Source organism: Mucilaginibacter calamicampi (assembly GCF_042676765.1).
GTDB classification, from domain to species: Bacteria; Bacteroidota; Bacteroidia; order Sphingobacteriales; family Sphingobacteriaceae; genus Mucilaginibacter; species Mucilaginibacter calamicampi.
Window position 1 is genome coordinate 568,269 of the sequence record NZ_JBHTHU010000001.1, and the last position, 25,598, is coordinate 593,866.

Consider the following 25,598-nt stretch of genomic DNA (forward strand, 5'->3'; position numbering starts at 1 on the left):
TAGGACAAAGGTATAGGGAGTAACAATAAGGGGGGATTTATAAGTAGCGTTGAGTTTTAAAAAATAATTGTCATTCTGAGCGACGGCGAAGAATCTTGTAAACCATAGCAGTCCGAGCGCAGGATTAGTAAAGCGTGTAAGATTCTTCGCCGTTGCTCAGAATGACAACCTATCTTTCAACAACGCTATAAATTAATCAAACTGCTCCTGCAGCCTAACCAGTCTGTCAATCAGTAAATTCAACTTCTCCTGCTCAGATTTTACAAAATGCGAGCGGATGTAAAAGCTGCAAAACAATATAAATGCTATGTAACCACCGTAAGCAAAGGTTTTAAACGCTGCCGAAGCGCTTTGTAGCACCTCAAAGAAATAAAGCAGCAGGCCGGTGCTTATTAAAACAACGTAAAGGTTATATAACCAGCCGTAAACTTCGTTGCGGTTTTTTTGATATTCTTTAAGGCTTTGCAGGTACTCGGTGGGGTTAATGGTAACATCCTGTTTGCTGATAATGCGGTAATCTCTTACCATCATCATAATATATAGGGCCATGGTAATCAGAATAATAATTATTCCGGCGTAAGTAACCCAGGAGTTAAAAACAAAAAACAGCATAGCTGCTAACAAACCCGCCAGGCATATGCCCATACCTGTAATGTTCCAAAACAGCTTGCTGCTCATTCCACTAATTCCCCTCTTCACCTGCTTCAGCACATCATCTACTGAAAGCTGATCCCGCTTTGGCTGCTCTTGCCAAACCGACATTAAATGATCAAAGTCTTTCATACTGATTATATAATTCTGTTAACTTTTGTTTTATACGAAATATCTTAACCCGCAGATTGCCTTCGGATATGCCCGATATATCTGCAATCTCCGGGTAGGGCAGTTCATCCAGCACCATTGTAATGATGATCCTTTCAGACTCCTCCAGCTTTGATATACATTTATAAAGCAGTGCTACCTGCTCGTTCTTAGGCGAATAATCTTCCGGCTTGCTATCAGCAATCTCCGGCGTTAATTCGTCTTTAGCTTGTCTTTTTTCTGATCGTAAATAGGTTAGGCAGGTATTTACCGCAATGCGGTAGATCCAGGTAGATATCATTGCCTGATTGCGAAACTTATCCAGGTTTTGCCACACTTTTAAAAAAGTTTCTTGTAGCAGGTCATTCGCCGCGTCGTCATCGCCGGTATAACCATAGCATAAATGGTATATCTTTTTTGAGTTGGTTTGAAAAATCTGCTTAAAAACAGCTTCCTTGTCTGACACGTTCAGTTAATGATTTTTGTTATTGAGACGCGAATATAAGCACTATGTTACAACACGTAAACATTCTTGTTAAACCAGGGATGCTTTTTTTCGGCATTCTCTAACAGCAGTTCATATTCGCTTAGGTAGTCAGCCTGCACATCTTCGTGCAGTTTACCTATGGTGGTCTTAATCTTTTCTATCTGCCGGGTTAATATCAATCGCAAAGGTTTGTAGCTGCTTTTGCGGTCGGCATATTGCAGGTAGTTATTGCAAAAGTTGATCAGCAGATCTATCTCCGCTTCCTTTGCAGCTATAAATTTTGTGTATTTACCTATCAGCCTTAAAATTTTACGCAGATATTTTGCAGTATTATAGCTCTGTACGGGCAGCTGACTAAACATAAAACCCACCTCGGCTTTTACCTTTTCTATAAATGCCGCCTGGTTATCGGCCTCAAAAAGTAAATAAGCCAAAAGCTCCTTATTTTCTTTTTTATGGCGGGCCAGCCGTAAACACAGATCGGTTAATTGCAATGCAGATAAATGCTGCAGTTCTTTTTTTATATCCTGTAAGCCGTAAGTGCTGGTACTCATTTATGTGATTAATTTATTTAATTTTATCGCTGGCTACTACGCCCCATTAACTGATGTACTTAAATTATGAAAAAAAATAAACTCACCTTATATATATTTATAGCGCTGATAGCTGGTATTTTGCTTGGCTATGTATACAATACTTCGGTATTAAGTACCTATAATAACAAAATTAGTGCCGCCGAAACAGCTATAAAAACCATAAACAATACACTGGCCGCATCTGCCGATACCACCACCGCTGCATACAGTCAGTTAAAAGCAGAGCGCGCTGAACAAAACAAGATCCGCGCAGAAAACAACCAACTGCGCGAGGGCAAGGTAGAGTATTTTACAATTTTAAGCGATATTTTTCTACGCCTGATAAAAATGATCGTGGCGCCATTAGTGTTCACTACGTTGGTTGTCGGTGTAGCTAAAGTAGGGGATATTAAAGCTGTGGGGCGCATTGGTGGTAAAACCCTGCTTTGGTTTATAAGCGCTACGCTGGTATCGTTACTGTTGGGTATGGTATTGGTTAACTTTTTTGCACCGGGCGCGCACATGAATATTATGCTGCCCGATAGCCACCTGAGCACCGGTATTCAAAAAACAGCGCTATCATTAAAAGACTTTATTACCCACGTTTTCCCCAAAAGCTTTTTTGAGGCGATGGTAACCAATGAGATCTTGCAGATAGTTGTATTCGCGCTGTTTTTCGGAGTAGCAACAGCATCAATAGGCGAGAAGGGCGAGATTGTAATAAAAGCGATGGATGCCATTGCGCATGTTATAATGAAGATCACCACATCAGTAATGGGCCTTGCGCCGTTTGCTGTATTTGGTGCAATAACGGCTATAGTGGCCAAGCAGGGCTTAGGCATTATATCTACCTATGCAGTGTTTATAGGCGAGTTTTATTTTTCGCTGTTAATATTATGGCTGGTGATAATCTTTGCCGGATTTGTTGTATTAAAAGCGCGCGTGTTTAACCTGGTGGGTAAAATAAAAGATGCCATGCTAATTGCCTTCGGCACCTCAACCAGCGAGGCGGCTTACCCAAAATTGCTTATAGAACTGGAACGCTTTGGCTGCAGCAATAGAATATCCAGCTTCGTATTGCCGTTGGGGTATTCCTTTAACCTGGATGGCTCTATGATGTACATGACCTTCGCTTCTATTTTCCTGGCGCAGGCTTATAATATACACCTTTCGTTTGCGCAACAATTATCAATGCTTTTGGTGCTGATGTTAACCAGCAAGGGCATTGCAGGAGTGCCGCGGGCATCATTGGTGGTTATTGCAGGCACCATTGCCATGTTCAACATTCCGGAAGCTGGTTTGGCTTTACTAATAGGTATTGATCCCTTGCTTGATATGGGACGCTCGGCTACCAATGTTTTGGGTAATGCTATGGCAACGGCGGTTGTGAGTAAGTGGGAAGGGGAGTTGGAGGGAAGTGTTAATGATATTGAGTGAATGAGTGAGTTAGTGAATGAGTGAATGTTTCTGCTGCATCTCTAGTTCTATAAAATTAATCATTAAATCACCCATTCACTAATTCGCTCATTATTCCACTATTTGTATCTTTGCCGCCTGATTGAACTGGGGTTGTGAAATTAATCACTCATTCACTCAATCACTCATTCACTCATTATAACTCCATGATACAATTATCTAAGACAAAAAAAATACTCCTCGCGCTATGCATTATATTGCCATTTGTAATATACTGCGTGTATTATTATGCTATTATGATAAAGAATGCGCCGTATAAGTTTACAGAATTCGAGTCGTTTTCTTATCAATTTGGTCCCAGACAAAGTATGCTTAATAGCTATAATTCAAAGACAGGCGAATATCAATATGTAAACGACCGTGATTCGGTTGTTAAAACGCAGTTAAAACTGAATAAAGACGACCTGCTTTACCTGCACCGCAAAGCTGCCTCTTTAGGCTTTTGGGATTTCCCGGTTAACGAGATCGGCGACAGCATTAAAACAGGAAGGCAACCGCTTAGATATATAATAGAGTTTAAATATCAACGCAAAAGCAAACGGGTAACCTTTGATCAGAACTACGATAACGACCCTAAACTGATTGACGCCAACGTGAAGATGATAAAAGAAATAGAGCTGGTAATGGCGCAGGCAGAGGGAAGGCAGAAAAAGTAATTGGGTGTTGTTTATTGAAATTCTTATTTCTATATTTGCACCTCGAATTTTAAAACAATAATTAACAAACCATGTACGCAATAGTAAGTATAGCCGGACAGCAATTTAAAGTTGCTAAAGACCAGCAGATCTTTGTACACAGATTACAAGGTGACGAGGGCGCTAGTATTGAATTTGACAGTGTGTTGTTAGCGGAAAACGAAGGTAAATTCAAATTAGGTTCTGATTTGAGTGGCGCTAAAGTATCAGCTAAGATCTTGTCTCATTTAAAAGGTGATAAAGTAATTATCTTCAAAAAGAAAAGAAGAAAAGGTTACAAAAAGAAAAACGGTCACCGTCAGCAATTTACCAAGATCGAGATCACCGGTATAACATTATAATTTAGGTTGTACGTATTACGTTTTACGTTGTACGTAGCGATATTAAAATAAGGATTAACAACGTAGTACGTATAACGTAAAACGTATAACAAAATAAAAAGATGGCACACAAAAAAGGAGCCGGTAGTTCACGAAACGGCCGTGAGTCGCATAGCAAACGTTTAGGTATCAAGATATTTGGTGGTCAGCCTGCAATTGCCGGTAACATCATCGTTCGTCAGCGTGGTACTAAACACAATCCTGGCCTTAACGTAGGTTTAGGTAAAGATCATACTTTATTTGCATTGGCAGATGGCCAGGTAATTTTCAAAAAGAAAGCAGACAACCGTTCATATGTTTCTGTTATCCCTTTTGAAACTGCTCCGGTAGCAGAAGATGCTGCCCCTAAAGCAGCTGCAAAAGTTGAAGCAAAAGCAGTTGAAGTAGAAGCACCGGTAGCCGAAGAGGCTCCAAAAGCTAAAAAAGCACCTGCAAAAAAGAAAGTTGAAGAAGCAGAAACTGCTGCTCCTGCTGAAGAAGCCGCTGCTGAGTAATTAGCTAACGCGATAAAATATAAAAAGGCCCTTATCAATTTGATAAGGGCCTTTTTGTTTAAAGAATATTAAAATTATTATCCGGATCAACGTACTCCAGCAACTCAAAGTTGATGGGTATTGAGCATACCATACGTACCGGTATGCCATTTTTTGTGGCTGGTTTCCAACGGTCGAGTTTTTTTGCTACACGTAATATCTCTTTATCTTGTATTACGGATAAGCCCCGTACTACTTTCAGATCGCTCAGGTGGCCGTCGCTTTCAATCGCCATAATTAGATAAACTTTGCCTTTACGCAGGTTCATCCTGTCCCAATAAGTGTATGGGATGCGTTTTAAACGTTTATAAAATTTCTCCATGCCACCCTCAAACTGTGGCATATTATCTGCATCATTCAATGCAAGGTTCACACTGGTGTTGGCAGAGGTACCTTGCTGCGACCACGCGGATAAGGCAATAAAAACGGCAACGCAAGTAAATATCAGCTTTTTCATAACCGCAAATAAACGCTTGGTTAAAATTTGATTGGTTAAATAAAAATAAGAATTATCCAACGTCAAATCAAAAATAAAACTTGCCGTATCAGCTGGCATGTGTTTGGCCAGAAGGGAAGCAAGCCCACTGCTTAAAATTTCATCGGATATACAAAATTAATAGGGTAGGTAAATTGCGCGCGCACCGGCTCGCCATTGACTATACCAGGGCTCCATTTAGGCGAGATACCTACAACACGTAGCGCTTCGGCATCCAGTTCTTTCGCTACCGGACGGATTATTTTACCATTGGTAATGCTGCCATCTTTTTCAATCACAAACGTTACTATCACCCTACCTTGATTTCTTTTAAATCCAGACGCGGCCGGGTAATGGACGTTCTTCGCGATGAATGTAGCGAACGCACCAGTGCCGCCCGGAAATTCCGGCGCTTTATCAGTGGCGAGATATATTTTATTTGCAGTGGTGTCACTTTGCGCATTTACTGTAAATGCCACCAAAGTAATGAATAAGGTTAACAAGGTTTTTTTCATAGAACCAAATTACTAGTTTTCCCTAACCATTAAGCTATCCGCAAAACTTCTCAAATATTCTTTTTTTTCAGGGGCAAGCGCTAATTCATCAAGAGCAGCAAAGGCTTTATCAGCATATTTATGCATTTCGGTTTCGGCGTGTTGCCTTACATTAACGGCATTATATATGCTTGTAACTGCTTTTACTTTTTCGGTAGCATCATATTGCGATGCGGCAAGCCAGTTATCTAGTTCCGTCTTGTTTTTAGCGTCTGCCAGTTCAAGAGCCTTAATCAGCAGATAAGTTTTTTTGTTGGATAGGATGTCTCCTCCAACTTGTTTACCAAATTTCTCCGGGTCGCCATAAACATCCAGTATGTCATCCTGTAGTTGGAAGGCCAGCCCCAGGTTCTCGCCAAATTCTAAAAGCAGGTTGGCATCCTTCATATCAGCTCCGCCTACAAGCGCGCCTATTTTCAAAGCTCCGCCCAATACAACAGCGGTTTTAAGGCGTATCATCTCAATATATTCGCTGATATTTACATCATCGCGCTGTTCAAATTCCATGTCTAACTGCTGCCCCTCGCACACGCCCACCGCGGTATCATTAAATATATTTAAAATGGTACGCAGCAAATGGTCTTCCACTTGCATAATCAGCTTGTAGCCCTCAATCAACATCACATCGCCTGATAGGATGGCCGTATTGGCGTTCCAGCGCTCATGTACCGTAGTTTTACCACGGCGCAGGGGTGCCTTATCCATAATGTCATCATGCATCAGCGTGAAGTTATGGAACACTTCAATGGCCAGTGCAGGCGGCATGGCTTTTTCAATATCGCCATCAAACAGGTCGCAGGTCATAAGCAACAAGGCCGGGCGCATGCGTTTGCCGCCTAGGTCAAGTATGTAACTTATGGGTTCGTATAATTTAGCAGGATAAGGGGGGAAGTTGATTTTCTCAACAGCTTTTTGTATTAGTATTTGTAATTCTTGTATGTCTCTCATGTGTAAATGCCAGGCGTTTATCAATCCTGAACTAAAGAAAAATCTATCTGTTTTTTAGTAAGGTCAACATTTTTAACGCGGATCTTCACTTCATCACCCAGGCGGTAGGTTTTCTTTTTCCGCTGACCGATGATAGCGTAGTTTTTCTCGTCTAAAGTATAAAAATCATCAGAAATATCGCGCAAACGGATCATACCCTCGCACTTATTTTCAATTATCTCTACATACATACCCCACTCGGTAACGCCCGAAATAACCCCTTCAAAAATGTTTCCTACCTGATCCTGAAGATATTCTGCCTGTTTGTATTTAACAGATGCACGTTCGGCATCAGCAGCTCTTTTCTCCATTTGCGAGCTGTGCTGACTCATTTTTTCGTACATATCTTCGCTAACAGACTGGCCACCGTTTAGATAATGGAACAATAAACGGTGCACCATTACATCCGGGTATCGGCGTATGGGCGACGTAAAGTGTGTGTAATAATCAAACGCCAAACCGTAATGACTGCTGGTTTTGGTAGTATAAATAGCCTTCGCCATTGAGCGTATGGCCAAATGGGTTAAAACATTCTGCTCTTTTTTACCCTCAACATCTTCCATAAGGTAGTTAAGGGAGCGTGCTATCTCTTTATCAGATTTGGTATTGATCTTATACCCAAAACGCGCCGCAAACTGCGCGAAACTATTCAACGCATCCGGCTTAGGCGAGTCGTGCGCGCGGTATACGAACGTATATTTATGCTTACCCTTGCCTTTTTTGGCAATAAACTCTGCCACCTTACGGTTGGCTAACAGCATGTAATCTTCTATTAATTTGTGGGCATCCTTACGCTCTTTAATGTAAACGCCGGTAGGTTTACCTTTCTCGTCAAGCTTAAATTTAACCTCGGTTGTTTCAAAGCTGATGGCACCGTTTTTAAATTTACGGTCGCGCAGGATGTAAGCTAACTCGTTCAGCTTTAATATTTCGTCCTTAAAGTCACCTTCTTTGGCTTCAATAATTTCTTGCACCTCCTCGTACGTAAAGCGACGGTTGGAGTGAATAACCGTTTTACCAAACCATTCATTTACAATATTGGCCTGCTCATCCAGCTCAAATACAGCAGCGAAACACAGTTTATCCTCGTTGGGGCGCAATGAACATAGTCCGTTAGATAAGCGCTCAGGCAGCATAGGAATAACCCTGTCAACCAGGTAAACTGACGTTCCCCGCTCAAAAGCTTCTTTATCAAGCGCTGAATCGGGTATTATGTAGTGCGACACATCAGCAATATGCACACCTACTTCGTAATTGCCGTTCTCCAGCTTTTTAAACGATAAGGCATCATCAAAGTCTTTAGCGTCAAATGGGTCAATAGTAAAGGTGAGGGTATCTCTAAAGTCGCGTCGCTTTGCAACTTCAGCGGGAGTTATATCGGCTGAAATTTCCTCGGCATCTTTTTCAACTTCGGCAGGAAAGGAGAGCGGGAAACCGTACTCGGCCAAAATAGCGTTCATTTCGGTGTCATTCTCACCCTGCTCGCCTAATACGTGTTTTATACGCCCAACAGGGTTGCGTGCTCCAGCGGGCCAGTCGGTAATTTCTGCTACCGCCTTAATACCGTTTTTGGCAGAATTGAGCTCGCCCATCGGTATAAAGATGTCGTGCATCATTTTGCGGTCGTCGGGTATTAGAAAAGCGTACCGCTCAGACATTTTTACAACGCCGGTGAACTCGGTTTTAGCCCGTTGCAATATTTCAATTACCTCACCTTCCTGGCGGCGGCCCTTGCTTTTAGCGTATACATATACTTTAACGCGGTCGCCGTTAAGGGCATTGCGTAGTTTGCGGGGAGCAACAAAAATGTCGCTCTCACCTTCATCATCAGTTACTATAAAGGCTGATCCGTCATTAGTAAGATCCACCTTGCCTTCAACAAATGTTTTTAACTCAAGCAGTTGGAATTTACCCGGCGAGATCTCTTTTAACACCTGTTTAAACGTTTCGTCTTTCAGTATGTCGCCTATAACGTCGCGCGATTCAGGATCGCGGATATTTAGTTTAGCTGATACCTGTTTGTAGTTTAATGGCGTATTTCCATTTTGCTCAAAAACATCCAGCACCAGCTGGGTGAGCACTTTATTTATAGATGAATTGGTATTCTTTTTTTTAGACATAGGGTAGATAAATATTAAAAATGAGCGCATAACGCAACATTTTTATCAAAGATAATCAATTATAGCTACAAAGAAGTTTAGCAATTATACCGGTATCGCGTCAATCAATTTCTGCGTGTACTCATTTTTGGGCGCTGAATAAACATCATCAGGATAGCCAACTTCAACTATCTCCCCTTTGTTCATCACCATCATCCTGTCGGATATATGCCTGATCACAGCCAGATCATGCGAGATAAAAATATAGGACAGGCCTAGATCCTGCTGCAACTCACGTATAAGATTCAATACCTGCGCCTGTACAGAAACGTCTAATGCAGAAACCGACTCATCGCAGATGATAAATTTAGGCTGCAGGGCCAGCGCCCTTGCAATTACTATGCGCTGCCGCTGCCCGCCCGAAAACTCATGCGGATAGCGGTTAAAATGATCTGGCGATAAATTTACGCGCTCTAAAAGGTCCATTACCTTTTGCCTGCGTTGGGTGTTACTATTGTAAAGCTTGTGCACCTTAAGCGGTTCCATTATAGATTCGCCAATGGTTAATTGTGGATGTAATGAAGAATAAGGATCCTGAAAAATGATCTGCATATTGCGCCTTATCTCTCTCAATTCTTCACCTTTTAAACCACGTACATCTGTACCCTCAAATGTAATGCTTCCGGATGTTGGCTCTATCAGCCGTAATATACTTCGTCCAAGCGTTGTTTTACCACAGCCCGATTCGCCAACCAATCCCAATGTTTCTCCGGGGTACACATCAAAGCTTACATCATTAACTGCTTTAACAACCGTTTTATCACTACTGAATAAACCGCTACTTTGACCAAACCAGGTGCTTAGGTTGTTTACTTTCAAAATAGGCTCAGCGGAATAAAGTTTTTTTTGCCTGGCCAATATTTCTCCCGGTTTATAGCTATTCGCCGCGCGTATCGTTTCAATGGTTGCCGATTCATCTGCCAGAAAATCAGCAATTACAGGTAGTTTTTTTAAGCGCATGGCTATAGATGGACGACATGCCAATAACCCTTTTGTGTAAGCATGCTGTGGATTGTTAAATAAAGATGCAACATCACCCTGTTCAACAATCTCTCCTTTATACATCACCAGCAAACGGTCGGCTATTTGGCTTACCACCCCCAGGTCATGCGAAATGAATATCAAACTCATTCCGCGTTGTTCCTTCAGCTTTTGTAGCAGATCTAATATGGTTTTTTGTACGGTTACATCTAACGCGGTGGTGGGTTCATCGGCAATTAATATCTCCGGATCGGCAGCCAAGGCCATCGCTATCATTACCCGTTGTTTTTGCCCGCCTGATAATTGGTGGGGGTAACTATCAAAAATAGCTTCGGGGCGCGGAAGTTGCACTTCTTTAAACAACTCAATTGCTTTAGCCTTTGCCTGTGCTTTGTTTAACCCAATATGTAACTGAATAGCTTCAATTACCTGATATCCGCAGGTTAATACCGGGTTTAGCGATGTCATGGGTTCCTGAAAGATCATGGCCATGCGGTTGCCGCGAACGGAGCGCATTTGCTCTTCGCTTAAGGTAAATAAATTGACACCTTCTAATTCTGCCTCTCCGGATATGGCTGCGCCGGAGGTACCCAACAACCTCATTAAAGCAAGGGAAGTAACTGATTTCCCTGAGCCCGACTCGCCCACTATGCCCAACGTTTCGCCTTTGTTTAAGTTAAAATTAATACCTGTAACAACTTTAAAAATGCCGTTGCCGGTATTAAATTCAACAGTTAGGCCGGTAACTTTTATCATTAGCTTACAATAGTTATATTTTCATCGGCAATGAGTTCTTCACCACGGTACCGCCGTAACAGTTGCGCGGTTGCAATAACATCTTTTTGGCAATAGGTGCTTATACGCTCCAGTTGATTATCCTTCCAGTAAACATCGCCAACCATGCTGCCGTCAATGTCATCTTTTGGGGTGGGAATATTAAAAATAGTGGTGAGCAGGTTAAGCGATGTAAAGCTTTTATAATCGCCAAACTTCCATAACTCCATAGTATCTAAATGATTAATTTCCCATGGTTTTTTACCTGCTATTTCTAATTGCGAAGGCAGTGCCAGGCCATTTATCAGCATACGGCGGCACAGGTAGGGGAAATCAAACTCTTTGCCATTATGGGCACATAAAACCAGGGTGTTCGGCTGCGCCTTAAGCATTTTTATAAAGCTGCTCAATATCTCGCGTTCATCATGCCCGGCAAAAGATTTAATGCGCATACCCATATTGGCACCGCCGGTAAAAATGCCTACCGAGATGCAGATTATCTTTCCAAATTCCGCCCAAATTCCTGCGCTACGATAAAAGTCTTCGGCCGTTTCCTCTTTCCGGTTGTAAAGTGTTTTTTTGTCCCAAAGAAGTTTTAAATTTTCGGGTACCTCGGCGTGCGTACTGTATTGCGGAACGGTCTCAATATCAAGCACCATTAAGTTATTCAGATCGTATTGCTCAAGCATTTTAAAATGCAATTAATTTAAGGCAATATAGTAATTGTGCCGATGCTTATCCAAGCGGGTTTGCTTGTGGGTATAAAAATAGCAAAGGGTACCACTAGTGATACCCTTTGCTTAATACTATATAACGTTTAGTGATACTATAATTTCGCGGCTTTTACCTTAACCACTATCTTTTTATCTCTATCCGGTCCGTCGTCTGTTTTTATAGCAGGGCGATGTGATGTTTTAGGGAAGAATATTAATAAGGTCTCCGGGTCGCCAACAAAATATTCGCCTGGTAGTGAGCTTTCATAAAAACCAATGTCGCTGCCGGCGTTAAACGGGGTTGCCCATTTTGCATCTGCAGGTGGGGTCATCTTACCCATTTTTTCTTTACCGCGTATAACCATTTGCAGGTCAATGTATTTTTCATGTACTTCCCATCTGCTTACATCAAACGTTTTTAAAGGGCCATCGGTTGTGATGCCGTAAGCATTGGTTCCACTTACCGGTTTGGTACCGGTAGGCAGATCTTGCAGGTTGGTTGTAGCTAAATAGGTAAAAACGCTATCCCATAACGGTTTATTAGCGTGATATTGCGCTGCAAACTGAAGATAATCTACACTTTCAGAAAGTTTTGGTTTAAATCCGTTGCGCCATTCGCCTTTATCTGCCCAGGCTTTAGCTGTTTTCTCGGTCCATTTGGTTTGCGCAAACGCGCTGTTAACGGCCACACTTAAAATTAAAAGGCAAACCAGTTTGTAAATGAATGTACTTCTCATGTTTTTGAAATTCTGTTAAAGGGTCACTTAAAGTGAAATAATTGGATTTATAGACCAATAATACGAGTATTAGTTTAAAGTAGGCAAAGGCAAGGGTAAAAATTATGCTATAATAACATTGCAGTATCTGTTTTGCCTATTTCGATTTCGTAAAAATTAAGCCCTTGTATGCTTTTTAATTATGGCAACTAATTGTAAAATTGCCGATATAACAAACACAAACTGTTTATTTATTACCTGCTGAATGGTGTTTAAGCGGATTGTATTGTTAAATTTATAAACGCATAATATATATTGCGCCACACGCGGCGCTGTTAGTAAACCAAAATGAACCAAACAAAAACAGGTAATTATCGCTGGACGATTTGTGCATTGCTATTTTTTGCTACAACTGTAAACTATCTTGACAGGCAGGTAATTAGTTTGTTAAAATCAGACCTCACCACACAATTTAGCTGGGACGACGGCGATTACGCAAACATTGAGATAGCATTTAAATTATCATACGCAATTGGTTTGCTTATTTCGGGCAGGCTTATTGACAGGCTTGGTACCAAAATGGGTTATTTTTGGGCAACTGCCTTATGGAGTATATCAGCAGTTTGCCACGCTTTTGCAAACAGTACGCTTGGCTTTGCTGTGGTGCGTACTGCATTAGGTTTAAGCGAGTCGGGTAATTTTCCGGCGGCTATAAAAACAACTGCAGAGTGGTTCCCCAAAAAAGAACGGGCGCTTGCAACTGGTATATTTAATTCAGGAGCTAATATTGGCGCTATCATCGCCCCCTTAACAGTTCCATTTATAGCTGTAGCATGGGGGTGGAAATGGGCATTTATCATTACAGGATCTATCGGCTTTATATGGTTGGTTTTATGGCTGATATATTATGAAATTCCTGCTAAGCAAAAAAGAGTAACACAAGCGGAGTTGAACTACATCAATAGTGATATGGATGAAAAAGACAAGGCCGATAAATTAAAGGAGGATAACAAAGTATCGTGGTTTGCATTGTTAAAGTTTAAGCAAACCTGGGCTTTCTCTGTAGGTAAGTTTTTAACAGACCCTATATGGTGGTTCTATCTTTTTTGGTTGCCGGATTTTTTAGAGAGCCAGTACGGGTTAAAGGGTACCCAAATAGCCGTGCCTGTTGCGCTTGTTTACACGATATCTACGTTTGGCAGCGTGCTTGGTGGATATCTTCCAAAAAAACTTATTGATAATAACTGGCCGGTTTTTAAAGCGCGTAAAACTTCTATGTTAATTTATGCCATTGCCGTTATACCTATTGTATTTGCTCAAGTATTAGGCAACATAAGCATGTGGCTGGCCGTACTAATAATTGGTTTTGCTGCATCAGCTCACCAGGCCTGGAGTGCCAATATATTCACTACCGTGTCTGACATGTTTCCTAAAAAGGCTATAGGTTCAATTACCGGCATTGGCGGTATGTTCGGTTCTGCAGGTGGTGTTTTGCTGTCGTGGTTGGTACAGAAGAAAATGTTTATGCATTATCGCGAAATCGGCCAGATAGAAACCGCGTATTACATTATGTTTTTTGTATGCGGAGCGGCCTACTTACTCGCCTGGTGTATTATGCATTTGCTGGTACCAAAGATGAAACAGGTTGAGCTTGATTAATTAAATAGTATTATATATTTGTATAGTTTTAATAACACAGATTTATGAGTAGTTACAAAGCCTTAACCATGAATGATATTGCGAAAGCATTAAATCTTTCTGCGTCAACGGTTTCAAAAGCGCTTAGCGATAGCTACGAGATCAGTGAGAAAACCAAGCAACTGGTTAACGACTATGCTAAGCAAAATAATTATCGCCCTAATTTAATAGCCCAAAGCCTTAAGCAGGGTCATAGCAATTCTATTGGCGTAGTGGTGGCTTCTGTGGATAATCCATTCTTTTCGCAGATTATAAACGGAATTGAATCAGTTGCGTATAACGAGGGTTACAATATCATCATCACCCAAACGCACGAATCGCACGAGCTGGAAGTGCAGAACGTAAACCACCTGGCTCACCGCTCTGTTGATGGTATGCTGGTAGCTATATCAACAGAAACACAAAATATAGAGCACCTTAAAAAGCTGCAACAACAGGGACTGCCTATCATATTTTTTGACCGCGTAACCGACGATATGGACACCCATAAGGTTACGGTTGAAAATTTTAAAAGTGCCTACGACTCCACCGCTTATCTTGTCAGCCTCGGCTATAAAAGAATAGCGCATATAACATCTTTGGATGATACCTCTGTTATGCGCGAGCGTTTGGCGGGCTACGAAAAGGCTTTGGTTGACAATGGTTTTGAGGTTGACCAGGAACTGGTAAAGCATTGTCATGGTACCGGGCGCGACAGGACTAAATTAAAGGAAGCTTTAGACGAGCTGTTTGCTTTAAATGATGCTCCGGATGTTATTTTTTCGGCATTTGATAAAATAACCACGGTGGCTTTATCTCTGCTTCATGAAATGAAGAAATCAGTGCCGGAAGATGTGGCCTTATTAGGTTTTACTAATACCATATTGGCTGACATTATAAACCCGCCGCTTACAAGCATAACCCAACCTGGTTTTGAAATGGGTAAGGAAGCTACCAGAATGCTTATTCACCTGATAAAGGACGAACATTTAGTTACCAAGTTTGAAACCATTGTGTTGCCCACTGAACTGGTTGTGCGCGATTCATGTCCGCCTAAAAAGTAAGTTATTGTTTTAAATCCTTGTGAATACTTTATCAGTGAGGTGTTCTGTCCTCTAAAAATTATTACCGCAAACCAACCTTTCATGAAAAACAAATTTCTTTTCGTCTGCCTTACTTTGTTGTTAATACCTGGTTTTCTATTTGCCCAAGCTAATTTTCGCCCGGCAACAATTGTCAGAATAAATGGCGAAGCGATATCAGGGTTAGTTAAATATGAAGGATGGAGTAAGTCGCCTGCCAGCGTTGTATTTAAAAAGAATACGGCTGAGGCTCAGACCGAGTCGCTTTCTGCCAGAGATATAAAAAGCTTTAGTATAGATGGTGTTGAGGAGTATGTTGGCTATACTGGTTTTGTCAGTACAAATAAAAATGAAGGCCCTGAAATTCCTTACACTCGCGATTCGACAGTAAAGTCAGTTGCCGTTTTTTTGCGTGTAGTTTCAAAAGGTTCAAACGTTCAATTACTCGCTTATCGCGACGAAGTTAAGACAGCCTATTTTGTATCCGATAAAAATGAGACACCGGCGGAGTTAAAATTTTACCGGTATTATAATAATACCGACAGAATAGTTACTTCTGCACCATTCCGGCAGGTTTTAATTGGTTTGCTGGAAAAATACAGAGGAGCCGATCCTAAGTGGTTCAGCGAAGTTGGCGTGGCAGATTATAACCTTTCAAGCTTGCAAAAATTTATAAAAACCATTAATAACGATCAAACTCAAAATATTTCGACTGCAGGTTCTCGGTTTTTTATCGGTGCATCCGGCGCATACAAAAGAATAACCTTGTCGGGCCCCAAGGACTTCAGTTTTCAGCCTACTTCTATTGTTTCGCCCGTTATTAATTTGGGTTACGATTTTTATAGTAACAGGTTTGTACAAAGAACTATTTTGAGACTTGAAGCATCTGTAACGCAGGTTTCACCTACCATAAACGGCAAGTATTCTTATTTTAGGTATAAAACTTTACTTGTAAGTTTTAAGCCTCAGCTGCTCTACAATTTTGTTAACGATAAAAAGGTGAAACCGTTTTTAGGTGTTGGCGTTGGTATAAACATTCCGGCCAGTTCTTCTAACGGCGTTACCGCTACAGAAAGTGGGGTAGTTTTAAGTAACGGATTAGCTATTCAAGCCAAAGGCGAAAGCTTTAAAGCGTTGCAAGCTGGCGAGACCGTCAGAAATCCATATGGTGCAAATAACGTATTTATCACACCCGAAATTAAGGCGGGTTTAGCTTTCAATAAAAAGTTTGAATTGATAGCCTCGGGAACCTTAGTTTCTACATCACTTATACCCAGCTTTAAACACGAAATTTACACCTATTCAATCGGATTTAATTATTATTTGCAAAGCAAGTAACAGATTATTAATACATAATATCTTTTTACTTATAACTTTGTTTAAAAGCTCTATCTCATGAAAAAGACCGTATCTACATTATTACTTAGCGCAGTATTATGCTTGTCAGCATCCGCGCAGATATTGCCAAAATTTCAATTTGGCCTTAAGGGCGGCGTTAATTTAACCAGCCTGTCAAAATCGGGTACTTTTAAAAGCGATAATCAGGCGGGTTATTTAGGGGGGGTATGGATGCGTTTTGGCGCACTCGGTTTTAATTTTCAGCCCGAGGCCTACGTTACAAGCAAGAACGTTACCGTAGAGGGAAGCAACGCTAAATTTACCAGTATAGACGTGCCGTTGCTATTTGGCGGTAAAGTAGGGGCACTTGGCTTTGGAACCAGATTTTATACAGGTCCGCTGGTATCATTCGCCATTAATAAAGATCAGAATTTTGGTACAGCTGCTTCAAACGCGTTAAGGCTAAATTATAAAGATCAGAATTTTGCATGGGCTTTAGGCGCAGGTGTAGATATCCAGAAAATATCTGTTGATCTGCGCTATGAAAAAGGGCTCACCAGCCAAAGCTATGGTGCCGGTTCAACCAAAATAAACTTGTTTAACCTGTCGTTAGGGTATCGTTTATTCTAAATACCAAATATAGCGGTAATAATTACCAGCAATATTAAAGAGACGCATAAGGCAAACAGGTAGCTGAAGAAAAGACCTGTTGTTTTGGTTATTGTTCTGAAAACGCTCCTTTTATAAACTACCCGCAACGACCTGTAGAGATACCATAATACCGCTATAACGCCTGTTATATTTAAAAATTTGTCAAATCCTAGCCAATCATTCGGTCTTGCCATTTTTAACAGCATCCAAATGGTGAGGAACAGGAACATAAAACAATGAAAGTGAAACGCGAAGATGAGGTGCTCAACGTAATACTTTTTGTTTTTGTAAAAGGATATCTTAAGCATTAAAGCAAACAAGGGTAGCAATAAGAACATCATTTTAGGGGCATTATGTTTAATGCCCTCGTTGATCATTTCCTGGCCGTTTTCACCACCTTTTTCCTTCCATGCATATTTCTTTTTTTGGAGATATCGCTCCAAAAAATCGTCGCGTTTATCGGCAGGTAATTTTTGTTGATCATTCAGATATTTATCATAGCTGCCGTCATCGGTGGTGGCAATTACAAATTCAGATAAGCCATTGTAACTGTAGGTAGTATCCAAATCTCCCTTCTTGCCTTTTCTTACCCTAAATTTATTAAATACATATGTTGTATCTTGTTTACCGGCCTTATTGGTTCTAACGCTTATACTTTCAACAAACTCCGTGGTATCGGTTTTGCCGCCGTGTTGCAAGCTAATTCTGTTTAGGGTTGATTGGATAAGCTTTTTTTGTTCCATAGTAAGCACGGTGCTGTCTTTAACAGCATCTGCAGCGTTGGCCCGTTCTTTAGCAGCGTGTTTTTTACCGCTACCGATATTAACTACGTCATTATCTGAATGACTAAATAATAAAACAAAATAAACCAAACTGACAAAAATGTACATTTTAACCGGGTGCAGGTATTGCACACGCCTGCCGGCCATGTATTCGTTGGTTAATTTGCCTGGGCTAAAAAATAAAGGTTTTAGGGTATGAAAAAACTGATGATCAAAATGAAAGTAATCGCTTACCGCATGGGTTATCATGTGGCCAAAGCTTTCCTTTATTTGCAGATTTTCTTGCCCGCACGAGTGGCAGTATTTGCCCTGTAACTCACTTCCGCAGTTTAAGCAATCATTCTCTTGGCGGTAATGTTTTTTCATTGCCCGGTGATATATAATGAGGTTTTAAATTGTATTACTTTACATTAAGCATGCTTTATGGCATGTTTAAGCGCGGCATTGTGCTTGTATTTAAATACTAACGGGAAGATAATTGCTATCACGAGGGCATAGCCCGCAAAAGCCAGCCATATGCCGTGCCAGTTTTTACTGCCATTGCCAAGCGTAAAATAAGCGTCTATAATATGGCCACTAATTAAGCTGCCTAATAAAGCGCCAAAACCATTCACCATCATCATAAATAATCCCTGCGCGCTTCCCCTTATCTCGGGTGTTGTTTGCGTTTCAACAAACAATGATCCTGATATATTGAAGAAATCAAACGCCATACCGTAAACAATACAGGAAAGTATTATCATCCAAAGCCCATCAGCCGGGTTGCCAAAAGCAAATAAACCAAAACGCAATACCCACGCCAGCATGCTAAATAACATTACATACTTAATGCCGAACTTACGCAGAAAGAAAGGTATGGCCAGGATGAAAAGCGTTTCTGAGATCTGCGATATAGACATGATAATAGCCGGATATTTAACAGCTATGGTATCTTTATACGCGGGGTTGGCGTCAAAATCATGAATATAGGTATCGCCGTAAGCATTGGTAAGTTGTAATGCAGCCCCCAATAGCAGCGAGAAAAGAAAAAATACCGCGAAGCGGGAATCTTTAAATAGCTTAAAAGCATTAAGACCCAAATCGCCGGATGCTAGCACACCGGTAGCCTTGTTAAACAACGGACGGCATTTTGGCAGCGTGAAGGAATATAAACCTAATATCAACGACACTGCAGATGCTATATAGAATTGATTAGCGCTGGTTTCATTATGCGTTAAACTGACTGTCCATAATGCAGCGATAAAACCCACCGTTCCCCATGTGCGTATAGGAGGGAACTCCTTAACCACATCCATATTAAGATTTTTTAATGCTGAATAGCAAACGGTTATGGACAACGAAAGCGTAGGCATGTAAAATACCATGTTTAGCAGGATCACCCAGAAAAACAGGGTTGGATCATTTACCAAAGGTAAAGAGAAAAGCACAACAGCACCGCAGATATGCATTGCACCATAAAGCTTCTCGGCATTGATATAACGGTCTGCAATTATGCCTGTAATGGTGGGCATAAAGATAGCCGATATGCCCATGGTAGAAAATATGGCCCCAAACTGAGCGCCAGACCAGCCTTTATTTTGAAACCAGTAAGCACCTACGGTAAGTAGCCATGCTCCCCATATAAAAAATTGCATGAAATTTAGCAGTATTAAGCGGAACTTAATATTCATATGGGGGCCTTAGATATGAGGACAATAAAACAGTTAATTACGAGGGGAAATTAAGGAAATATTTCGGATTTCGGATTTGTGATTTCGGATTTTGTACTTCAACCCGATAAATCCGAAATCAAACATCCGCAATCCGATATCACGAAGCTTTTCTGCGGTTCAGCTCATCGCGAATTTTAGCTGCTTTTTCGTAGGATTCTTCCGCCAAAGCGTCTTGCAGTTTAGATTTTAGCTCATCATCACTTAGCGCAGAAAAACCCGCTACCGGATTTACCGGTGTAATATCCTCGGGCGTTTCAGAAATATTTTCAAGGTAAACAAACTCATTACCTTCAATAACTATCCCAGCGCTTGAAAGAATGAATTCGTAGGTATAGATAGGACAATCAAATCTTACAGCAAGAGCAATAGCGTCTGATGTACGGGCATCAATCTCCAAAGTCTTTTTACCGTCGGTACATATCAGCTTTGAATAAAATATACCATCCACCAAATTATAGATCACCACTTCCTGAATAGAGATGTGATAGGCTTCGGCAAAGCTTTTAAAAAGATCGTGCGTAAGCGGGCGACTGGGCGTCATTTTTTCAATTTCAATGGCAATGGCTTGTGCCTCAAAACTCCCTATAATAATGGGCAATCTTCTCCTGCCATTAATTTCGCCCAAAACCAGCGCATACGCGCCCGATTGTGTTTGGCTATAAGACAACCCTACAATATCGAGCTCTATTTTTTTCATATTATTACCCATCACAACCTTATTCCTGTTTTATGCTGCTTTTTTAAAGTTTTTAATAGCTGCTATCAATTTTGGTACCACTTCAAAAGCATCGCCAACAATGCCATAATCAGCTACCTTAAAAAAAGGTGCGTCAGGGTCCTTATTAATAACCACAATTGTTTTTGATGAGCTAACGCCCGCCAGGTGCTGTATTGCTCCCGAAATTCCTACCGCAATATACAAATTTGGGCTCACAGCTATACCGGTTTGTCCAACATGTTCGCTATGCGGCCTCCAGCCGGCATCTGATACCGGTTTTGAACAAGCTAAAGCCGCGCCCAAAATTTCTGCCAGTTCTTCTAACATGCCCCAGTTTTCGGGCCCTTTCATGCCCCTGCCGCCTGAAATGATGATCTCTGCCTCGGGCAAGGGAACTTTATCTGTAGTCTGCACAATTTCTTTCAGCATCGCCTTAAAATCCGGCTCATTCAATGTGGCGTTGAATGCTTCAATCTGTTCCGGTTTAACGCTATCAACAATTTTATAAGCGTTTGGCGTAAGCGATATCACTTTATTGGCTGATGTTAACTCAACCATAGCAAATGCTTTTCCTGAAAAGGCCGTTTTCTTAACAGTGAATTTACCACCATTTTGTATTGGTAATGCCATAACACCGTCGGCTACACCCGCATTCAGTTTAACACCTAAACGTGGTGCCAATCCTCTACCTGAAAATGAATTGGACAGAATAACGATTGAAGCGCCTTCGCTTTTAGCTACCTGGGCAATTACTGACGCGTAAGCCTGGTTGACAAAGTTTTTAAGTTTATCGTGAGATACAGTTAGGATCTTATCAGCGCCGTATTGAGCAAGTTGTTTCAGTTCCGCATTCTCCACATCGCCAATAGAGAGTGCTGTTAATGTGGTATTACTTTGATCGGCAATGGCACGGGCATAACTTACAACTTCAAAAGCTGATTTTTTGAAGCTGCCGCCGGCGTTTTCCGCATATACTAAAATAGACATAATTGAATTTTGATTTAAATAACACGCGCCTCATCATGCAGTAACCCCACTAACTGGTCGGGGTTATCTGCTGCCACCAATTTAACCTGCCCGCGCGGTGCCGGTGTTTCATAACCTATAATCAAAGAATTTGTTTCTACACTTACGGCATCAACAACGGTTAGCGGCTTGGTACGCGCCGACATAATGCCACGCATGTTGGGTATCTTAGGTTCGGTAACACCTTCTGCGCAACCCACAACCAATGGCAGGGGTATAGTTAAAATCTCTTTTCCGCCTTCAATTTCCCTTTCAACAATAGCGTTACCGCTGTCAATATCTAATTTTTTAGCGATAGAAACCGATGGGATATCTAATAGTTCGCCTAACATACCCGCGACCTTTGAGCCATTATAATCAATGGATTCGCGGCCTGTAAGTATTAGGTCAAAGCTGTTATCCTTTGCATATTTAGCTATTTGGCCGGCTACAAACAACGCGTCAAGCGGTGAGGCATTTACCCGCACAGCATCAGTGGCGCCAACCGCCAAGGCTTTGCGTATCGTAGGCTCAGTAGTAGCTTCACCAACATTAATGACGGTAACCGTGCCGCCGTTGCCTTCGGTAAGTTCAACAGCGCGGGCAAGGGCTATCTCGTCATACGGATTGAGTATGAACTGCACGCCACTTGTATTAAATTGCGTGTTGTTGTTGGTAAAAGTTATTTTTGTGGTGGTATCAGGAACATTACTTATGCATACCAGTACTTTCATAGACAAACAGGTTTTTACAAATTTAGACAAAAAAGGCATAGTTTTAAAAATGGAGATAAGCAGATTAGAGAAGCTACTGGAGTTTATTAAGAGCGAACCCAACGATGAATTTTTAAAATATGCGCTTGCTACAGAGTATCTGCGTTTAAATGAGACAGATAAAGCCTTGTATTACTATGAGGACCTGGTAAACAATCACCCTAATTATACGGGTACCTATTATCACTTAGGTAAACTTTATGAGGCGTTGGGGCGCAAGGATGATGCCATCACTACTTATCAAAGCGGCATGGCGGTAACCAAAGCGAAACGGGATAACCACGCTTTCTCTGAATTGCAGGCTGTTTACCGGGAAGCTGTTGGTGATGACGACGACGAGGATTGGTAGGACAAATGAATAAACGCAAACTTCTTTTTATACGCGACGTAATTTTTTACACGTTTACCGCTTTTGGAGGGCCGCAGGCGCACATAGCCATTTTGCTGCGCGAGTTTGTACAAAAACGCCGGTATATAACAGAGGAAGAGTTGGTTGAGTTAAACGCCCTTGCGCAGCTTTTGCCGGGCCCTTCTTCAACCCAAACATTAGTAGGCATAGCGTGGAAGGTGGGAGGCTTTCGCATGGCTATAATCACTTTTATTATCTGGGTATTCCCCTCGGCGGCCATTATGTGCTTTGCGGCCATCAGTTACAGCATGTTCTCCAATCATGAAAAGGTAGCTGCCGTATTGCGTTTTATGCAGCCAATGGCTATTGGTATAGTTGCTTTTGCCACCTACAGTTTTGCACAGCGTTTTTTGACAACCCGCACCGGCAAAATGCTTGCAGCGGGGTCTATGATAGCTACGCTTATTTTGCAATCGCCATACGCATTCCCCTTACTTATTTTATTAGGGGGGATAGTTTCTTCTGCTTTGGAAACGCAGCCGCAGGAGAATGAGTTGAGGGTAAAATTATTCTCTAATGTCAACCCCAATAAGGTTGCGTATTTTATTGGCATACTGCTGGCATTTGCTGCTTTGGGTGCAGTGATTAACCGTACATCGCCGTTTAGTTTACCCGTTAGGTTGTTTGAGAACTTTTACCGTAACGGGATTTTGATTTTTGGGGGTGGGCAGGTGCTGATACCCCTGATGTATACTGAATTTGTTGAGATGAAGCACTATTTAACCAGTGCCGAGTTCCTGTCGGGTTATGCCTTACAACAGGGTTTACCCGGGCCTACTTTTTCATTTACTTCTTTTCTGGGGGGCATTGCCATGGCTAAAAATGGCATCGGCGGACAAATCGTAGGGAGTATTATTGCCGTGGTGGGTATAAACATGCCCGGTTTTATATTGATAACATTCATTGTTCCGTTTTGGGATGATCTAAAAAAGATAACGCGTATTAAAAACTCTATGAGCGGCATCAATGCCGTAGCTGTAGGCTTTATGGCCACCGCGTTTATTTTACTCATGAAACCCTTCGCCACTAACTGGATGGCTTATGGCCTGATAGTGGCCACATTTTTACTTATGCGGTTCACCAAGATTAAAACGCCCGTAATTGTACTTATAGCAGTAGCGTTGGGTTTGATTTTTTAAACACCGCTCTCAAACTTACCAACAACTTGTAGTTTCACAGCCTCAATACTTAAATTAGTAGGCTCAATAAACATTTACATGGACATTTCAATAAAAGACCCAAGCCCATTAACCCAGGTAGCAGAGTTTCATACCACTTTTAAACACCCGGTATTGCCAAAGCCAATTATTCCGGCAATGGAGCGTTGCAAGCTGCGTATTGAGCTTTTAAGCGAGGAGCTAAAAGAGTTGCAGGAAGCTGTTGACAATAATGACATAGTTGAGGTAGCTGATGCCCTTTGCGATCTGCAATATGTATTAGCGGGTGCCGTACTTGAGTTTGGATTAGCCGAAAAGTTTAAGGACCTGTTTGATGAGGTGCATCGCTCTAACATGAGCAAAGCCTGTAAAACTGCCGAAGAAGCTGATGCAACCGTAGCGCATTACAAGCTAAATAATAACACCGATTCTTATCACCAAAAAGTGGAAGATCTGTTCCTGGTTTACCGTACGCCTGATAATAAAACACTTAAATCGGTTAATTATTCGCCTGCTGATCTGCGGAGCATATTAGGGTAGGGAATGCTCGAAATACTATACCGGGATGAGCACCTGATCGCCATCAACAAACCGCACGACATGCTGGTGCACCGCTCATCAATTGCTGCAGATGTTGAAGAGTTTGCTATGCAGATCCTACGCGATCAGATAGGAGCGAAGGTGTACCCGGCTCATCGCATTGACCGCAAAACAGGTGGTGTATTGCTCTTTGCATTGAATAAGGAAACCGAAAAAGCCATGCAGCAGCAGTTTATGAACAACCAGGTTCATAAAAAGTACCTGGCTATAGTCAGGGGGCATACCCCGGATAGTGGCGAGATCGACTATCCGTTAAGAAAAGAAAACGGCACCCTTCAGGATGCCTTTACTGCCTACCGCACTATCCAACGCGCGGAGTTGCCTGTGCCGTTGGGTAAGCATGAAACATCCCGCTACTCGCTTGTTGAGGCTGAGCCTACAACAGGGCGAATGCACCAGCTACGCAAGCATTTTGCCCATATCTTTCACCCCATAATTGGCGACCGTACCCACGGCTGCAACAAGCAGAACAAGCTATTTAAGGAAAAATGGGAAATGACCACCATGTTACTTCACGCTTCCCAGCTATCTTTTAAACACCCGGTGACTGATGAGTTGGTTAACATTAACGCGTCTTTGCAGCCAAAATTTGTGGATGTGATGAGCACTATGGGTTGGGCTTGATAAGCAGGGGGTGTTGCAGATATATATGCAACACTTTGCAACAACTTGCAACAGCGTTTTTTGTATGTTGTTGATTATCAATTTTTTATAACTATTGCATGTTTAAACATGCAACACTTTGCAACAGACGTATTCGTCAGGAATAATAGCTGTAAATTCGGGTTAATCATTTGATATTAAGCTAATTATAGTTTAACCATATTTAAAATTTTTCTGCAACACTTTCGAAGAGTTTTGTGCTTATATAAATTAGCCGGTATTATTTAATTAGTTGTCTTGCATTTTCAACTTGAGGAATAATAGTGCTTATAATCTCATCATATTTTGTTTTTCTGTCACCTGAAACATCGTAATAGCCCACTACAATGTTATAGTATTTTATTTCCTTCCAAAACTTGCCGTTATGAGAACCATGGATTGTTGATGTGTCGTTTAAAATATAATGACTCAAGGAATAAGTACCATACTTTTCTGTTTTGTAATCTTCCACACCTCCGCCGCCTTTTATATCATTAGTAACGTATATTACAGATCCGTCATTCATCCTGGCTTCACCAAATTTTTCCATAAGTTCTGCATTATGGTTTTGCCATTTTGCGATTTTGTGTTCAAAAGGAATTGAAAGTTTGTAAGCGTAGTCAGTACCCTGAAATTTGAGTTCGCGCTTCGAGGAGCAACTAATCAAAAGCAAAAATTGTATACTTATTATGGATATTCTAACTGCTTTCATTATTGATACCTGATTAAATATAAGGATTTTCTTT

General features: G+C 41.4%; 28 protein-coding genes. 12 read left to right on the forward strand and 16 right to left on the reverse strand.

Features of this window, described 5'->3' with window-relative positions; genetic code table 11:
* Positions 1-192: 192 nt before the first annotated feature.
* Genes ACFQZS_RS02490 through ACFQZS_RS02500 form a run of 3 tightly spaced genes read right to left on the reverse strand, consistent with a single transcriptional unit; the run spans position 193 to position 1,842 of the window.
* Positions 193-783, reverse strand: a complete 591-nt coding sequence (locus ACFQZS_RS02490) for a hypothetical protein (protein WP_377096973.1) — start codon at positions 781-783, stop codon at positions 193-195.
* Positions 770-1,267 carry an RNA polymerase sigma factor gene (locus ACFQZS_RS02495; protein WP_377096974.1) on the reverse strand — a complete coding sequence of 166 codons (498 nt, stop codon included), beginning with the start codon at positions 1,265-1,267 and terminating at the stop codon, positions 770-772. The genes ACFQZS_RS02490 and ACFQZS_RS02495 overlap by 14 nt, the downstream gene beginning before the upstream one ends.
* A 47-nt stretch (positions 1,268-1,314) precedes the next feature.
* Entirely contained in the window at positions 1,315-1,842 is a 528-nt protein-coding gene (locus tag ACFQZS_RS02500; RefSeq protein WP_377096976.1) for a hypothetical protein, read from the reverse strand.
* Between the two features lie 66 nt (positions 1,843-1,908).
* Between ACFQZS_RS02500 and ACFQZS_RS02505 the strand changes: the two genes are divergently transcribed.
* The 4 genes from ACFQZS_RS02505 (at position 1,909) to rpmA (ending at position 4,908) form a co-directional block, all read left to right on the forward strand.
* Entirely contained in the window at positions 1,909-3,300 is a 1,392-nt protein-coding gene (locus ACFQZS_RS02505; RefSeq protein WP_377096978.1) for a dicarboxylate/amino acid:cation symporter, read from the forward strand.
* A gap of 275 nt (positions 3,301-3,575) precedes the next feature.
* The gene (locus tag ACFQZS_RS02510) at positions 3,576-3,995 is read left to right on the forward strand and encodes a hypothetical protein (RefSeq protein ID WP_377096980.1); all 420 of its coding nucleotides are present in this window, start codon (positions 3,576-3,578) and stop codon (positions 3,993-3,995) included.
* Between the two features lie 71 nt (positions 3,996-4,066).
* Positions 4,067-4,375, forward strand: coding sequence for a 50S ribosomal protein L21 (rplU, locus tag ACFQZS_RS02515; RefSeq protein WP_294794047.1), 309 nt, complete (start codon positions 4,067-4,069; stop codon positions 4,373-4,375).
* Between the two features lie 101 nt (positions 4,376-4,476).
* Complete coding sequence (rpmA, locus tag ACFQZS_RS02520; protein ID WP_377096982.1) at positions 4,477-4,908, forward strand: 50S ribosomal protein L27; 432 nt, start codon at positions 4,477-4,479, stop codon at positions 4,906-4,908.
* 58 nt (positions 4,909-4,966) lie between these two features.
* Here the strand turns inward: rpmA and ACFQZS_RS02525 are convergent, their stop codons facing one another.
* The 7 genes from ACFQZS_RS02525 to ACFQZS_RS02555 form a co-directional block, all read right to left on the reverse strand.
* Positions 4,967-5,404, reverse strand: a complete 438-nt coding sequence (locus ACFQZS_RS02525; protein WP_377096984.1) for an energy transducer TonB — start codon at positions 5,402-5,404, stop codon at positions 4,967-4,969.
* Positions 5,405-5,535: 131 nt separating this feature from the next.
* Positions 5,536-5,937 (reverse strand): energy transducer TonB, encoded by a 402-nt coding sequence (locus ACFQZS_RS02530; RefSeq protein ID WP_377096986.1) that lies wholly within the window; start codon positions 5,935-5,937, stop codon positions 5,536-5,538.
* Between the two features lie 12 nt (positions 5,938-5,949).
* The gene (locus ACFQZS_RS02535; RefSeq protein ID WP_377096988.1) at positions 5,950-6,924 is read right to left on the reverse strand and encodes a polyprenyl synthetase family protein; all 975 of its coding nucleotides are present in this window, start codon (positions 6,922-6,924) and stop codon (positions 5,950-5,952) included.
* 20 nt (positions 6,925-6,944) lie between these two features.
* On the reverse strand, positions 6,945-9,083 hold the full coding sequence (gene rnr, locus ACFQZS_RS02540) for a ribonuclease R (RefSeq protein ID WP_377096990.1): 2,139 nt from the start codon (positions 9,081-9,083) through the stop codon (positions 6,945-6,947).
* An 84-nt stretch (positions 9,084-9,167) separates the two neighbouring features.
* Complete coding sequence (locus ACFQZS_RS02545) at positions 9,168-10,859, reverse strand: ABC transporter ATP-binding protein (RefSeq protein ID WP_377096992.1); 1,692 nt, start codon at positions 10,857-10,859, stop codon at positions 9,168-9,170.
* Positions 10,859-11,566, reverse strand: coding sequence for a 3'-5' exonuclease (locus ACFQZS_RS02550; RefSeq protein ID WP_377096994.1), 708 nt, complete (start codon positions 11,564-11,566; stop codon positions 10,859-10,861). The genes ACFQZS_RS02545 and ACFQZS_RS02550 overlap by 1 nt, the downstream gene beginning before the upstream one ends.
* A 137-nt stretch (positions 11,567-11,703) precedes the next feature.
* Positions 11,704-12,327, reverse strand: a complete 624-nt coding sequence (locus ACFQZS_RS02555; protein ID WP_377096996.1) for a YhcH/YjgK/YiaL family protein — start codon at positions 12,325-12,327, stop codon at positions 11,704-11,706.
* 327 nt (positions 12,328-12,654) lie between these two features.
* Between ACFQZS_RS02555 and ACFQZS_RS02560 the strand changes: the two genes are divergently transcribed.
* From ACFQZS_RS02560 to ACFQZS_RS02575, 4 genes are all read left to right on the forward strand, one after another.
* Positions 12,655-13,965, forward strand: a complete 1,311-nt coding sequence (locus ACFQZS_RS02560) for an MFS transporter (protein WP_377096998.1) — start codon at positions 12,655-12,657, stop codon at positions 13,963-13,965.
* Between the two features lie 44 nt (positions 13,966-14,009).
* The gene (locus ACFQZS_RS02565; RefSeq protein ID WP_377097000.1) at positions 14,010-15,047 is read left to right on the forward strand and encodes a LacI family DNA-binding transcriptional regulator; all 1,038 of its coding nucleotides are present in this window, start codon (positions 14,010-14,012) and stop codon (positions 15,045-15,047) included.
* An 81-nt stretch (positions 15,048-15,128) separates the two neighbouring features.
* Complete coding sequence (locus ACFQZS_RS02570; RefSeq protein WP_377097002.1) at positions 15,129-16,403, forward strand: hypothetical protein; 1,275 nt, start codon at positions 15,129-15,131, stop codon at positions 16,401-16,403.
* A gap of 57 nt (positions 16,404-16,460) precedes the next feature.
* Entirely contained in the window at positions 16,461-17,033 is a 573-nt protein-coding gene (locus ACFQZS_RS02575; RefSeq protein WP_377097004.1) for an outer membrane beta-barrel protein, read from the forward strand.
* On the opposite strand, the gene ACFQZS_RS02580 is transcribed toward ACFQZS_RS02575, so the two are convergent.
* The 5 genes from ACFQZS_RS02580 to ACFQZS_RS02600 form a co-directional block, all read right to left on the reverse strand.
* A complete protein-coding gene (locus tag ACFQZS_RS02580; RefSeq protein ID WP_377097006.1) occupies positions 17,030-18,202 on the reverse strand; it encodes a DUF3667 domain-containing protein in 1,173 nt (390 codons plus the stop codon). The two genes, ACFQZS_RS02575 and ACFQZS_RS02580, sit on opposite strands and share 4 nt — an antisense overlap.
* Positions 18,203-18,246: 44 nt before the next feature.
* Complete coding sequence (locus ACFQZS_RS02585) at positions 18,247-19,506, reverse strand: nucleoside permease (protein ID WP_377097008.1); 1,260 nt, start codon at positions 19,504-19,506, stop codon at positions 18,247-18,249.
* 139 nt (positions 19,507-19,645) lie between these two features.
* A complete protein-coding gene (locus tag ACFQZS_RS02590; RefSeq protein ID WP_377097010.1) occupies positions 19,646-20,245 on the reverse strand; it encodes a bifunctional nuclease family protein in 600 nt (199 codons plus the stop codon).
* 30 nt (positions 20,246-20,275) lie between these two features.
* A complete protein-coding gene (locus ACFQZS_RS02595; RefSeq protein ID WP_377097012.1) occupies positions 20,276-21,253 on the reverse strand; it encodes an electron transfer flavoprotein subunit alpha/FixB family protein in 978 nt (325 codons plus the stop codon).
* Between the two features lie 14 nt (positions 21,254-21,267).
* Positions 21,268-22,005, reverse strand: coding sequence for an electron transfer flavoprotein subunit beta/FixA family protein (locus ACFQZS_RS02600; protein ID WP_377097014.1), 738 nt, complete (start codon positions 22,003-22,005; stop codon positions 21,268-21,270).
* Here ACFQZS_RS02600 and ACFQZS_RS02605 point away from each other — a divergent pair.
* The 4 genes from ACFQZS_RS02605 (at position 21,986) to ACFQZS_RS02620 (ending at position 24,834) form a co-directional block, all read left to right on the forward strand.
* The gene (locus ACFQZS_RS02605) at positions 21,986-22,393 is read left to right on the forward strand and encodes a heme biosynthesis protein HemY (protein ID WP_377097016.1); all 408 of its coding nucleotides are present in this window, start codon (positions 21,986-21,988) and stop codon (positions 22,391-22,393) included. The two genes, ACFQZS_RS02600 and ACFQZS_RS02605, sit on opposite strands and share 20 nt — an antisense overlap.
* 5 nt (positions 22,394-22,398) lie before the next feature.
* Entirely contained in the window at positions 22,399-23,592 is a 1,194-nt protein-coding gene (gene chrA, locus ACFQZS_RS02610; RefSeq protein ID WP_377097018.1) for a chromate efflux transporter, read from the forward strand.
* A gap of 78 nt (positions 23,593-23,670) precedes the next feature.
* Positions 23,671-24,150: a pyrophosphohydrolase domain-containing protein gene (locus ACFQZS_RS02615; RefSeq protein ID WP_377097020.1), complete on the forward strand. Its 480-nt coding sequence runs from the start codon at positions 23,671-23,673 to the stop codon at positions 24,148-24,150.
* Between the two features lie 3 nt (positions 24,151-24,153).
* Positions 24,154-24,834, forward strand: coding sequence for a pseudouridine synthase (locus ACFQZS_RS02620; protein WP_377097022.1), 681 nt, complete (start codon positions 24,154-24,156; stop codon positions 24,832-24,834).
* 259 nt (positions 24,835-25,093) lie between these two features.
* Here ACFQZS_RS02620 and ACFQZS_RS02625 read toward each other — a convergent pair whose 3' ends face one another.
* Entirely contained in the window at positions 25,094-25,564 is a 471-nt protein-coding gene (locus ACFQZS_RS02625; RefSeq protein ID WP_377097024.1) for a hypothetical protein, read from the reverse strand.
* Positions 25,565-25,598: the final 34 nt, after the last annotated feature.